We start from the raw sequence: 13,710 nt of genomic DNA, 5'->3' as shown, positions 1-13,710 counted from the left end.
ATCTATAATTGTATGATCCGTACCTCGCTCATAAAGCTTTCAAGCCAATAATTCCGCCCTTGGTATGAGCGTAATTTTTCCAAATTAGACGATGTACGCTGTGCATGAATGTACACTGTCTCGTTACCTCCAAGCGAGTGAGTTCCTTGTCATAAGGCTACACTTTTGCAAAGAGGATGCAGTGAAGACAGTAGTTGATGACAAGCTTGGCAAGACCATCTATGCAGACAATATCAAGCTTGTAAAAGGCAAGGTTAGAAAGACACCCGGAGAATCGCTCAACAAAGCTGGTCTCCAGATTCTTGCCGTTGACAGGTCCGACCTTTATTCGCAACTCCGACTCATGGGTTCTGACAGCAACATTACTCCGGTGGAGAAGCGATCATTAGATAGAGAGTGGAAAAGTCTCATTGCTTCTAAGGCTGCAACGCTTCAGAAGGTCGATGAGTATGACATTGGGGAACACACCATCAGTGTCTCAATGCTCCAAGCTTATAACAACCTTGAGAATTACCTAAACATCGTCCTTGACCCGACCAAGATGGGTGATAACACCGACATCACGGAGCTTGGCAGCCCTATCACATTGTTTGAGGATTACTACACCAAAAAGACGGCTCTTGATGAGATGCTCTTCCGTCTTGAGACAGGAATCCTTAGCGGCATGGATTACCGCACCAAGTTTACAGTCAGCGTAATAGGCTCAACAGGGGTAACTGTTCCTCTGGATGGGTCTTCTACGACTCTTCGTGTATCTCTATATCAAGAAGGAATCGATGCAACGGCCAACTACCCTGATTCTGATTTTACCTGGGAAAGACTGTCGGAAAACAGGACAGCAGATTCAACTTGGAGAGAACCTCAGCAGTTGGTCGGCAAGTCAATAACTATAACCAAGTATGATCTGGTCTATAAGTCTGCTTCATTCCTTTGCACATTCAAGCACATGTATAGCGACACCATGTACTTTGAGAAGATTGGGTTCGCCTCCTTTTCGGAAGAAGTCCCCGGGCCGCAAGGACCACAGGGCGAAGAGGGCAAGTCGTACAGGCTTGAGATGCACTCCACCAATGGGTTGGTATTTAAACCGGGTGAAGTCATGGAGACCACGATGTACGGAAGGGTTTTCCTGAACGAGGTGGATATCACCGATACACTTCCAGACTCAGCTTTCAGATGGACCAGAAATAGTTTCTATCCAAGATTGCCGCCCGATGACGACTATACGTGGAATTTATCGCATGCAAGTGGATATCGGCAGATACATGTTGCTGCAGATTCCGTAGAAGCAAGAGCAACGTATCACCTAGACATAAATCAATAAGGAGATTTACATGCCAGTAATTACTAGCGGTTCGCTTACATTGTACGATCAGAACGATGCAGCACCGATTACCGCAATCATCAGTCCTTCTCAGAAAGGCCAGCAGGTATTCACGGAAGAGGAAGGTTCTACAACCTACAACCCAAACTGGGCTAGTACTCCAAACGTCCTTACCCCTTATGTTTATTGCCGTGGAGCGAATATCCATAGCGTAATGACGGGCCACAAATGGGGAACTACCGTTGGAGGTTCTGACTTGGGGACTGGTGCGACCTATTCCAAGAACACGAACATTCCTTCAGCATCGCCTGTCTTGACCATCTATTACGAAGGGACATACACCGATCCTACAACCAGGATTTCTTCGATTGTCCAGTCTTCAATAACCCTTACCTGTCAACGCAATGGAACTTCTGGTGTTTCGCTTGATGTTGATGGCCAGTTCATTATTGAAAAGACTGCAGAGGGAGCAAAGAACAACGCTACTATTACCGCACGATTGTTCCGTGGCTCAGCGGAAGATACTTCTGGTATTTCCTATCAGTGGTTCGTATCACCCTACGCTGCAGCAAACCAGCTCGATGCAAACCATGCTCTGGTGACAGGCGGCAAGGTATCGTTCAAAACTACTGCTGGTGGTGCGGCAACAAACCCGGCTGACGGAGCTTGGGCAGATGTGAGGTCCATCGTTATCACCGAAGATGCTGTGACCGATATCGGGCTTTTCATGGTCAAGGCGAAAGATGCAGGTGGAATCATCTACACAAGAAACTTTGTGGTACACGATTTGTCAGACCCTTACGAAGTGGATGTTAAGTGTGCAGAAGGCAATGTGTTTTTGAATGGTGTTGGTATAAAGACCATGATTCCAGAGGTAAGGTACGGAAACAAGGTTGTTTCTGATCTTACTGGCTACACGTTTGTTTGGAAGCTCTATGACCGTTTCGGAAAACGCTCTGGATTCATCGACACAACCAAGACCAGTGAGGTGAACGCAAGGAATATCACGGCACATGGCACTACAATCACGGGGACAGTCACTCATGATGGTGCGGCTATCTCTGGTCTCGTTGCTGGTTCTGTAGTCCGTCTTGTCTCTGCGAACGGCCTTGCAATCAACTCCTATGAGGTAGCATCCGTAGCAACCAACACCATCACACTTAGAGCACCCTTGAATGGCTTTGAATCTGTAGCACCTACTGCAGGACAGTTTGTTGGTGGAAAGCTCTACGTGTATATCGGAAGCGGTGCTACTGCAGGGGAAGGGACATCCTCTGGTGCTACTCCGTTCATTGCACGTGACATTGATGTTGATGGGAATGCAAACATCTACATCGAAGCAAGCAAGGCATAAGGAGCATTTCAATGGGAGTTGTGGGAACTGGTTCATTAACATTGTACGATCAGAACGATGTAACGTATGCTGTGTTGACATCGGATGCTGGACTCGTTTCGGTTGATGCAAGCGGCACTCCAAAGATTCCACTTTCTACGACTCCCTTAACAACAACCATGAAGGTCTACAGGGGTAATACTCTGCAGACTGGATGGGCTTTTTCTAGAACGAATTCGGGAATGGGAGTAACGTCATCCGTTAACTCTTCCGGGGTTCTGACTGTTACTGCTCTCACAACAGATATGGGGTGGGTGGATATCACTGCATCCAAGTTTGGTGAGGCTTCGATTACCAAGCGGTATGCTCTCTCTAAGGTGTATCAAGGGCAGACTGGAGCAGAAGGCCCTAAAGGAGACCCTGGCGAAATTGGACCACAAGGACCACAAGGCCCGATGGGAAACCCCGGTCAACTTGGGTTGTATGCTGATGGCACAACTCTCTATCTAAAAGGATTTGCTGACGATGGAACACTCACCGCAAATACAGGGTACATTTATGCAGAAGGTATTAGACACACAGTTCCAGCTTATTCCGAAGTTCTCACTGCAGATGGGAAAGGGTATGCAATATTCGATGGAGTAGCAGCACAATTCGCAAAGCTGATAGCTGACGGAACATCGAAGAGATGGGAGCCGTATAACGGTGGTGAGGCACTGACCTCGGATTTCTTTGTTCTCGGTTCGTTCATGAAGAATGGGGATTCGATTTACGATATCCAGTACGTAATGCCAGAAAGATCGGAGAATTTTGAGCGATCACACTTCATGGATATCCTTGCAACCGGGGATATTAAAAACATCAACGTATGGGCGCAAGCAAACAAGATAGACCAAGTATTCCAGAGGGTGGCTGTACTCGAAGCTTTTATCAACAAGGTATTCGCAAACAAGATAGAGATGTCCAATAATGGTGCAATCTATTCAAGATACACCGAAGATGGAGCAGCCCCCTCCGATGGTTCTGGATATTATTTAGCTGGAAACGGAGAGATAAAGGCAAAAAACATTGAATTGCAAAATGGCTCAATCTACTCAGGGTATACAAAAGATGGCATTCCTATAACAACTTCGGCTGGATATCATTTATCCCCTGATGGGATATTTCAAGCGATGAATGCAAAGCTAATAGGTACTCTAAGAACTGGGCTTAATGCACTTGCTAATTCACGTGTAAGTATTCGTGATGAAAGTGGAATTATTGCTGGACCTACTTTTGTTGGTTCTGGTTTGAATGACTTAACAATCATCAACTCTGGAGCAGTAGCGGTCGATGCTGTAGTGAGAATGCGAACAATTGCTCCTATATATCAATTAGGTGGCACAGGCCCTGCTGGTGGAAAGATTTTCCATATAACTGACACTACAATTTATGAATGTTCTCCAATCGCAGCACAAAGCGGAAGATTAAAATGGGGACCGACCGCACCAGAATTGGGACTTTATAATTATTCTGTTGGCGCAGGTCAAACAAATACCAACACAATTTTGTCTGCTTTTGGAAGTTCAGCACCAGCGGCTACATATGCTAATGATTTAGTATATGGAGGATACAGCGATTGGTATTTACCAAGTCTTGATGAATTAAAATTGGCTATTGATAGACTTGGAACCGATTACGGTTTTACTGTAGGAACAAGTGAGAATTATTGGGCTTCTAATGAATATAATGCTTCTTCAGCAAGTATTTATAGAATTACAGTCGGTGCTACTGGAATGTCAAAAACTTCAACAAGTACAGCGATAACTTGGCCATATGTTAGAGCAATTCGGTCTTTCCCAATTCCAAAAGATACTTTTGATGTATCAGTAAATAATGGAAGCTCTTACAGTTCTGAAATCGCTATCCCCGTTAATAAACAATATTCTATTGGTGGCTATGATATCACTTTTAGGATTGGTTCATATAATGGACATACCTCCGGCAATTATTGGACCTTCAAGCAAGGTGGGATGAAAGGATTATCAATTCAAAGTTCCAACGGGGTTGAGTATGTTACTGCATCGGCAGGGGTTCTTTCAGCCACTCAGATCAATACACAAGGAACAACAAACATAGTTTGGGGAGCAGTAGCAAACTAATGGCGTTTACACAAGCACAGATAATCACTGCAACAGAGCTAAACAACGTTAACAACTCATGGCAAACATTCATCCAGCAATGGGGCGATGGCTATGGAGACCATTCAGGTGTTTCCCCTTGGTTCTATATCAGGGGTAGTTCTGGAAAGTTTGGGAAGATCAGGCTTGCCAATGGGGGATGGTTCCCTAGGGTAAGGGGATATATGAACAAAAAAGACAGTGCGACAGGGGCTTCCTATACAGTCTGGACTGTCGGAGACCTTACTAAATCACAAAGTGCATGGGAGTATGAATTTTATGTCCAGAATTATGGGCCTGGTTGGTATCAACTAGGAGGTAGCGGTAGCAGGGCTCACCACACTGTTACCTTCTGGTGCGGACAAAAGGATTGCCAGCAAGGGAAATTGCTTACTTATTGGGACAACCCCCAAAACAGTTCGAACAGGATTCCAGGGACATCATTCACTACGAGTGTTTTGAATAGTGGTTTGGCTGGAACGATCAATTAGGTGGAGGTAAAAATGAAAGTAGAAGTTTATAGCGGTAATGAGAAGGTGTTCGAATCTGACATTACAAGATTTTCCATTGCTGAATCGAGAATGGTGGTAGATGTTGTCGGAGGGTTCATCGATACGACCTTCCAGAACAATAAGTTGTATCGAATCATCGTGAACGGAACTGATGAGGTGATTGAAAAGTTTGCCGAGTTTATTTCGTATAATTACAACGTGCAATCTTCATGGAAATTCGATCCTACAACAGGGACATTGATACTTGATGAAAATGGAAACCACATAATCGAATATAGGCGTGGAGAGAACTCGCTCCTCTTCAAGATGTTTTGATTATGAAGACACACTTGGAGCTTGCTCAGCTTTTCAAGACAATTGACTGCTGGAGCACTATCGGTACTGACACTCAATACCGGGTTCTTGAATATTCGGATGAGGTGGTGATTATTTTCTGCCCGTCCAATTCAAAGGCAGACTGGAAAATCAACTTCTCATTTCCAAAGAAACCTTACAAGCGAATGAAGACACCGTTCTATGTTCATGGAGGATTCTTGAAGGAATGGAAGAAGATCAATGACCACTTCCTGAAAGAGGCTGCAGCGTACAACAAGCCAATCACCGTTTGCGGTTGGTCGTATGGGGGAGCGATGGCAACCCTTTGTTACGAGGATATCTGGTTCAAATATCCTCAGAAGCGTTACATCATTCGTCTGGTGACTTTCGGTTCTCCAAGAGTGATTGGTGCGTACAACTTCAAGAAAATATGGGTTCGGTGGCATGGGGCGAATCTCTATGTGAATGGAAGCGATATTGTTACTGAAGTACCTCCTGTACTTTTTGGATTCAGACATGTAGCAAAGACTAAGCACATCGGAGGAAAGAAATTCTTGATTGGATACTTCAAGCCGAAAAAGTACCACCACATTGACGGATACATTGAGAGTTTGGGAGACGTTACATGCAAGACAGCTTCATGAACTGCCCACAGGGTATAAAGAATGAGAAGGACATCGAAAAACTTGGGGAGAGGGTGAGCCTTATGTTTGAACATCTAGGCGAGGGGATAGATAAATTGGACAAGAAACTAGATCAACTCGACAAAAAGATCGAAGGCCTCAAAGAGAGTATCCCCAAGCAGATTGATGAGTCTGTAGAGGAGAAATGGAAGACAGGCGTGTATGGAGTTGTTAAATGGCTGGTCATTGCCGTTGTCACGGCAATCATCGGAGTGACTGTTCGAGTATTTATGGGGAGCTGATATGGATTGGTTGTTGATTCTAAAGGTTCTAGGACCTGTAGTGGTGGCGATTGCTATTTTCATGGAGACCTACAAGAAGAAAATCAAGAAGGATAAGTTCGATCCCATCAAGGTATGGAAGATTGCTGCAGTGCTTTCTTTCCTGTTCTCCACCGTGGGATATTTCTCTTTCGACCTGCCGGGGCATCACATTGCCATCGTCTATTACTCCATCGTGGTATATGCCCTCCAGTTCGTGGTGGACATGAAGCTTATCAAGTTTTTGACGAGAGCTTATGCAAAGAGCAAAGGCATCGTGCTGGAGGGGTTTGAGTGGAATGAGTAGTTTTATCAAAAAAGCTTTTGGAGCGATTGTAGGCGTACTGTTGCTCTTCCTGGGTATCGAAAGACGCAAGAATAAGAAACAGAAAGAAAAGATTGTTAAACAGGAAGGACAGATTGCTCATGAACAAGAACAGAATGAAATCTTGGAAACCACACATACAATCAAGGACGATTTAACAAAGAAGAAAGAGGAACTATCAGAGAACAGGGAGGATGTAACCCAGAAGATATCTGAGATTCCGGAAGAAAAGGAGGTTGAGGTAAGTGATGAGGTCAAGAAACTTGCTGCTGAGCAGTCTGCTCTTGCTCGTGTTCGTGCTGAACGGTTGCAAAACAGTAGAAATAAAAACTGAATATCAGATACCCTCGTTGGAAGCCTTTCGTCCAGCATATGAGCCTGTACTGAACCCGCAACCTAAAACAGACAAGGACCTTATGCAGAACTTGGTTGAATGGGAAACATTCGCCTATGCGTGGCAGGATTATGCCTTGGCTCTTGAGGATCAGATTTCCTCACTATAAGGTAAGCAATAAAATGCCCCCTAGAGATTCGGGAGCAGTATTATGAACAACCATTGAGCATAAGAGCGACAATTCTCAAAAGAAAGCTATCCATTAAACATAGGATGTCATCTTCCACCAAGCACCTTTGTCACATGAGTTAATTGGTGGAAATTTTTCTCCTGTTTCAAGAGTGATACTCTTCTCTGCTTCCGTAGGAGATGGTGAATGTGTTCCGTCAGTATACCCATCCCAAGCATAACGTGCGTGAGCAGGAGAGTCCTGTCCTGTTTTGTACCTATCACCTATAGCCATAAATTGCCTCCTAAAAGCAGTATAGACACTTTTAGTGATAAATCAAGATTAAGTTATCTAAATTTATATAATAAAAGGATCAAGCGTTTACTATTAGCTGATTTATAGCACAAAGGACTACTTGATAACAAATATGTGCAGTGTGAATTGAAGGACTGAATCCTTGTAGAAATTGTACACCTGGGTGGATGTAATTACGATAATCTCTCAACACATGACTAAATTTAATAATATCCTGATCAATAAAACCACACGAATTAGCGGCTTCAATTAAGTTATAGAGGTCCCATTTCTCAATTTTGTTAACAATTCCACTTCTATCCCGCGGAGCGTTCTTTGATTTCATGAAATCATCCAAATGGTCAAATGCAAAGAAAAGGAGAGCTCCTTCAAGAATACTCCCTGCAAGAACTATTGAAGCTAAAGAGCATTCTTGCTTAATGCACTTATCCAGTTCATCAAGCCTTTGATTAAGGGAAATTTGAAGTCCTGTTTCAAATTTCATTTTGTTAAAATCTGGGCGAGGGAACACTTTCTCTAGAAAAGCTACTTCTGTATCTACTTTAGGCAGGTCATAAGTCTCTACTGCATGAATTTCCGTTGCTTTCTCTATAAGGATTTTTGCATGCTCCCTCCGTACACACCATCCATCAAATTCCAAGAAAATATTAAACCGATTAATAGTTTCATCCAGCTCACTCATTTTTGCTACAAAATTTCTTGGATCAAATGTATTCTTTATACATCTATCGATTTCCGGTTTTCCATTAATCAATGCAATCCGGCTTTGAGCATATGTTTGGCGAGAAGGAAATCCTTGGCCATATTCATCATGAAAACCAAATTGACTAAAAAAATCAATTAACTTCTGTCCTGACCGACGGCTAACCAAACCATCGCCGCAGATGATTCTTGCCAATTCCTCAACGGACTTTTGCGATAATACCATCACAGTACTCCTTGGCCTTATTCCTTCTCCCAATCAACTTCAGGCAAGCTGTTCACGATATCCACCGTTTGAACACTCACATTAATAATACTGAGCAACAAGTCCAAAATGTACCGTGGTTGGTTATGCTCTCGCGCCCAATCATTCGGATCATTCTTAATCTGGCTGGCTTTATCTACAGTAACTTGGTAGCGTTCCATAATCCATTCGATAGCACTCTTTCCATTCACAACATATTCATAAGCTTTATCCGGAATGTTAGTAATAGTGATTCGGTTATTGTAGAGGATAGTATCTTTTTGGTTCTTCGACGGGAATCGCATCTTTTGCACTTCAAAATTGGATGACTCTTCTCCTGAAACTATCACACCAGGATAATGAGGCACTGATTCATAGTTGATGTGCAAATCCGCAAGCTGCCTACCCGATTTGCTAAATGCCCAAAACTTTGACGGATCAGTCACTAGTGGCAATCTCGGCAACATCTTTTTCAAATCAGATTCAAATTTCGATTTGTAAGTATCTGAATGTAAAATCCCATACACATAATAAAAAATATCTTCTTTATTTACTCTCGGACCGTATTTTTCTTTGGCTCTTTTTAAAATAAATTCGGTGATACCATCCACACGGTTATATTCAGTTTGCTCAAGCTCAAACAATGAAGCTTGTTGAACTTCAAGTCTATTGTAATAGTATAAAGGCAGGCATTGAGTTTTCTCAAGAAAATCTAAACATGGAATAGCGTCAATAATTAAAGTTGAAAAATTTTTAATACTACCAACACCAGAAATGCAAATAACAAAATTGGGCAATTCATTTGATGGGAATATTTGGTTCCACCGGCCAGGACGTTCGATAAAGTTTGTATTTGAATAAAAATTCTGCCTTACAAATGGTCTATATATACCTTTTACAATATCTCTATTATTAGATTCCAAATTGCCTTTTTGAGATAAGAGTTTTTTCAAGCCAACAGTCCAACTAATACTGTTCGTTGGAGCTTTTTGACAAATAGAATCAATGGATTTTGAAGAGACGTCCAATCCAATATCAACTTTTGCTTTATTAAATATTTCGACCATATAGTCAATTTGTTTTACTAGTTCTGTTTTAGAGAAACTATAAACCCATGCATCCCGATTACTCGATGAGCCAATTACAATTGTAGAAAAAACTGATTTGGAACTGGCATCAAACCTTTTTTCAGGAGAGAGCGTATTAAAATCGAAGAACTTTGTACTTCTTTGTGTTAACCAATCACCATTTTCATCTGGCGATAATACAATTTTTTTAATTTTGGGATTCAGTATTGAACCAAAACCAGCTATAAGGTGCAATTTTTCCTCACGTGATAAATAATCAGTAACTTCATAATAATAGATTCTTGCTTTATTCTTTATCTCCGGGTTCTTTACTAATATGGTTACAGCAATCGGCGTACGACTTCCTAGTCCAAAAACATTCCCCGCTTCTTTGCGTCTTAATTCTCCTTGAGCCCTGCAATTTCCTCTTAGATTAAAAATATAAACAGAACTAAATTCTTCTTCTATGCACTTTCGAAATCCATCTAAGGAATTACCGTCAAGCCAAGCACCGTTAGATACAAACCCTACAATACCCCCATTATCAGCATCCAATCTGTCACTACTCCAGCGAAAAGCCTTAACATAAGAATCATAAAGGGCTTTTTTCAAGTTCCCTGATGATTTTGTAGCATATGTATTCATAATTCTTTCTTCGAGTAAAGGATAACTTTGATTTTGAGCATCATCATTTGCAGTTTTCTGCCCAATCGAATAAGGAGGATTGCCTACTATCACCATTAAGGGGGTTTTTTTCTGGCTATTCACTCTTTGGCTATTTTTCGGAAAAACCTCATTTACAAGTATGGTATTGTCTTCTCCAAGTTGAAAAGTATCTGTTAAGCAAATCCCTTCAAAAGGAATATAATCAATAGCATCAACGGATTTGTCGTGCTGTTGTTCTATTTGGAGATCATGAAACACATTCTCAATATTTATTGATGCTATATAATAAGCAAGAAGAACAATTTCGTTCGCATGAATTTCCTTGAGGTATTTCCTTTTCAAATTATCTTTCGAAATTATCCCTTGCTGGAGCAGCCGAGTAATAAATGTTCCGGTTCCCGTAAAGGGATCAAGGATATGTATGTTTTCATCTGAAAGACTGCGCCCAAATTCCTTCCTTAAGATATCCTCAACACTGTTTAGAATGAAGTCAACAATCTCTACAGGGGTATAGACTATACCTAGTCTTTCCACAGTGCGAGGGAATGCCGTCTTGAAGAATTTATCATACAATTCAACAATGACTTTCTGTTTAGCTTCAGCATTATCAATATCTTCAGCTCGTTTTGCAACAGATTCATAAAATCGCTCAAGCTTCTCGTTATCTTCCTTAGGAGTTTGTTCATCCAGTATAGAAATCATTCCTTGCATGGCTTTTGAAACCGGATTGTTCTGTGCAAAAGAATAGTTCTGAAATAATGCTTCAAATACAGGTTGCGTAATATAGTGTTGCGCCAGCATTTCGATAGCTTCATCTTCAGAAACAGATGGATTGATATTCTTTCTTAATCCATTCAGAAAGCGACTAAACTCCTTTTGGGGCCAACTCCCCTCGATAGAAATCAGTTTTTTAATTTGTGCAATATGCCGTTCAGCAATCTTGGCTATATCAGCAGCCCATTGCTCCCAATAGCGACGATCACCACATTTTTCAACCATCTTGGCATATACTGCACTTTGAAGCTTCTCGAATTGAAGCTCCATCTGGACTGCAAGACCTTTTGCGACCTTTTCAGACGATTCTTTTTCAGATCCTTCAAGACCCCTCCCATCAGAAGTCCCTCCGATATTGGGAGGCGTAACGATTATTGCTCCTGGTTTCTTCTTATTAAGTTCCAGCTTATTTACTATTGCATTAAATCGATCATCATGTGCTCGAAGCGCATTTAAGACCGTCCAAACCACTGCAAACCGCTTATTATCTTCTAGTGCATCCTCTGGCTCTACATGCGATGGAATCACAACTGGAATGATAATATACCCATAATTCTTATCCTGTGCGGTCCTCATCACCCTGCCAACGGATTGAACAACATCAATCTGGCTGTTTCGTGCGGATAAGAATAAAATGGCATCAAGTGTAGGAACGTCTACACCTTCTGAAAGGCAACGGACGTTCATGAGTATTTGGCACTCAGAGCCTTCACGTGAGACTTTTTTAAGCTTGCTCAATTTTGCGTCTCGGGTTGTTGCACCCATCGTTCCATCAACATGATCAGCTTCGATTGATACAATTTCCCGCCGCTCTTCTTCAGGGAGAGTTTTGTAGTATGCATCTCTACAAGCATTCATAGCTTCTACTGTACGTTTAGATATTTTGATATTTTGGCAAAAGGCAACAGCGCTATGCATCAATCCCGGATCAACATCAGAAAAGGTTGACGTCTCTTTTGTTCGTTTGGACAGAGCATTAATGCAACCTATCAGCTTTAGAGCATCATCAGTAGGAATCTCTGAATCCTCATTTGCGATTGATTGCTGAAGTTCTGCTGATAATTGGTCCTCATCGATTGTTAGAACAATTACCTTGTAATCGGAGAGCAATTGCTTCTCAACAGCCTCACCAAAGCCCAGCCGATAGAATTCTTCTCCATAAATTGCAGTATCATCCATCGAGCAAAGAATTGCTTCTTTATCTTTAGCTTTTTTCTGAGAATCTTCACTATAGAGTCTCGGAGTTGCGGTCATGTATAAACGTTTATTGGCCTTAATAAAATCTGGGTCATGAACGCGAACAAAAGCAGACTCCTCTTCATCTTTCAACGTTACCCCTGTGGTCCGATGTGCCTCATCACAAACTATCAAATCAAAGACTGCTTGCTTGCCTTGCGAAAGAAGATAGTTCTGTGCATTCTTCACTGCATCAATGGATTGGTATGTCGCGAAGATAACAATTAGCCCATTATCACGCTGCTTTAATAGTGTGGCATCCATGAATTGTGCAGCTACACTTCTCGAATCGGTAGTAGCAGGCAATGCCAAATCAACAGTTGACAACAGAGTAGGATCATCATCGATATTTTTCTTGGAGACTTTGGGATCAGAACACACACATATTGCATGAAGAGGGTTATCAGATTGGGATGCCCATTCCTTGAGTGTTTGACCAAGAAGTGCGATTGAAGGTACAAGAAATAAAACGAATCCCGATCCGTTACCTGCAATGTTTTCTGCAATTTTCAATGAAGTAAAGGTTTTTCCAGTACCACATGCCATGATAAGCTTGCCTCGATCATTCGACTGGAAATGCTCATTACATTTTCTAATAGCTGTTTTCTGATGTTCTCTTGGGGTTTTCTTTGTGACTGTAGCGTTTGCTCCTGAGAGGCCCGCTTCTATCTTATCCCAATCAACCTCTGAATCCATCAATTCATAAAGATTAAGTCTGCTTACAGGAGGAGTCTGGTTGTGAACAGTCTGTTCAGCTTCTGGGTTAAAGCCTCTTGAAGTAGTATCTATCCAAAGCCTGTGAGAAAAATGCACTATTTTGCCAATCTCTTCAGTATCTTCAAAACTTTTTCCCGAAGTCGAGATAAATGTATCAACTTGAGGCTTGGTTATTAATGAATCTTCTTTGAAAAATTTACACTGGATTGCCCAATATTCGCCGAGCGTTGTCTTTGCCACTAAATCAATGCCTAAATCCTTCCCACCAAGATCTTTTCGGGAAGGGAATTCATTCCATAACCAAACTTCTTGAAAACGGCCACGATACTGGGGTTCAGTCAGCAAATAAGCTTTCATTAACTTTTCAAAGCGACTACCTTGATCGCGCATATCAAATGAAACCTTTCTATACTTATCAAGAATTTGCTGAAGCCCCATAAAATCCCCCATTTGTAAAACAATTGGAAGTATTATACCACTTTAAGAACTGAATTGTTTGGATTTCAATCAAAAAAACGTCTTCTTTCGATATATATGGCTTCTTCTTTAACCACTAGATAACAGTAACCAATACG

The 13,710-nt window shown here is 41.7% G+C and carries 12 protein-coding genes; 9 read left to right on the top strand and 3 right to left on the bottom strand.

Going from position 1 to position 13,710, the window contains the following annotated elements:
• The first annotated feature begins 181 nt into the window (after positions 1-181).
• Genes SPIBUDDY_RS09555 through SPIBUDDY_RS09515 form a run of 9 tightly spaced genes read left to right on the top strand, consistent with a single transcriptional unit; the run spans position 182 to position 7,245 of the window.
• Positions 182-1,324, top strand: a complete 1,143-nt coding sequence (locus tag SPIBUDDY_RS09555) for a hypothetical protein (RefSeq protein ID WP_013607552.1) — start codon at positions 182-184, stop codon at positions 1,322-1,324.
• A 10-nt stretch (positions 1,325-1,334) separates the two neighbouring features.
• Positions 1,335-2,678: a hypothetical protein gene (locus tag SPIBUDDY_RS09550; RefSeq protein ID WP_013607551.1), complete on the top strand. Its 1,344-nt coding sequence runs from the start codon at positions 1,335-1,337 to the stop codon at positions 2,676-2,678.
• 11 nt (positions 2,679-2,689) lie between these two features.
• Complete coding sequence (locus SPIBUDDY_RS09545; protein WP_013607550.1) at positions 2,690-4,798, top strand: hypothetical protein; 2,109 nt, start codon at positions 2,690-2,692, stop codon at positions 4,796-4,798.
• On the top strand, positions 4,798-5,307 hold the full coding sequence (locus tag SPIBUDDY_RS09540; RefSeq protein WP_013607549.1) for a hypothetical protein: 510 nt from the start codon (positions 4,798-4,800) through the stop codon (positions 5,305-5,307). Before SPIBUDDY_RS09545 ends, SPIBUDDY_RS09540 begins: the two co-directional genes overlap by 1 nt.
• Before the next feature lie 12 nt (positions 5,308-5,319).
• Positions 5,320-5,643 (top strand): hypothetical protein, encoded by a 324-nt coding sequence (locus SPIBUDDY_RS09535; RefSeq protein ID WP_013607548.1) that lies wholly within the window; start codon positions 5,320-5,322, stop codon positions 5,641-5,643.
• A gap of 2 nt (positions 5,644-5,645) precedes the next feature.
• Positions 5,646-6,287, top strand: a complete 642-nt coding sequence (locus SPIBUDDY_RS09530) for a lipase family protein (RefSeq protein WP_013607547.1) — start codon at positions 5,646-5,648, stop codon at positions 6,285-6,287.
• Positions 6,269-6,568 (top strand): hypothetical protein, encoded by a 300-nt coding sequence (locus SPIBUDDY_RS09525; RefSeq protein ID WP_013607546.1) that lies wholly within the window; start codon positions 6,269-6,271, stop codon positions 6,566-6,568. Before SPIBUDDY_RS09530 ends, SPIBUDDY_RS09525 begins: the two co-directional genes overlap by 19 nt.
• 1 nt (position 6,569) lies before the next feature.
• Positions 6,570-6,893, top strand: coding sequence for a hypothetical protein (locus SPIBUDDY_RS09520; RefSeq protein WP_013607545.1), 324 nt, complete (start codon positions 6,570-6,572; stop codon positions 6,891-6,893).
• The gene (locus tag SPIBUDDY_RS09515; RefSeq protein WP_013607544.1) at positions 6,886-7,245 is read left to right on the top strand and encodes a hypothetical protein; all 360 of its coding nucleotides are present in this window, start codon (positions 6,886-6,888) and stop codon (positions 7,243-7,245) included. The genes SPIBUDDY_RS09520 and SPIBUDDY_RS09515 overlap by 8 nt, the downstream gene beginning before the upstream one ends.
• 262 nt (positions 7,246-7,507) lie before the next feature.
• Here the strand turns inward: SPIBUDDY_RS09515 and SPIBUDDY_RS09510 are convergent, their stop codons facing one another.
• From SPIBUDDY_RS09510 to SPIBUDDY_RS09500, 3 genes are all read right to left on the bottom strand, one after another.
• On the bottom strand, positions 7,508-7,708 hold the full coding sequence (locus SPIBUDDY_RS09510) for a YjzC family protein (protein ID WP_041380705.1): 201 nt from the start codon (positions 7,706-7,708) through the stop codon (positions 7,508-7,510).
• A 79-nt stretch (positions 7,709-7,787) separates the two neighbouring features.
• Positions 7,788-8,657 (bottom strand): hypothetical protein, encoded by an 870-nt coding sequence (locus SPIBUDDY_RS09505; protein WP_013607542.1) that lies wholly within the window; start codon positions 8,655-8,657, stop codon positions 7,788-7,790.
• A 17-nt stretch (positions 8,658-8,674) separates the two neighbouring features.
• Positions 8,675-13,573, bottom strand: a complete 4,899-nt coding sequence (locus SPIBUDDY_RS09500; protein ID WP_013607541.1) for a DEAD/DEAH box helicase — start codon at positions 13,571-13,573, stop codon at positions 8,675-8,677.
• Positions 13,574-13,710: the final 137 nt, after the last annotated feature.

This window comes from Sphaerochaeta globosa str. Buddy (assembly GCF_000190435.1).
GTDB classification, from domain to species: Bacteria; Spirochaetota; Spirochaetia; order Sphaerochaetales; family Sphaerochaetaceae; genus Sphaerochaeta; species Sphaerochaeta globosa.
This window is presented reverse-complemented; position numbering and strand designations above follow the sequence as displayed.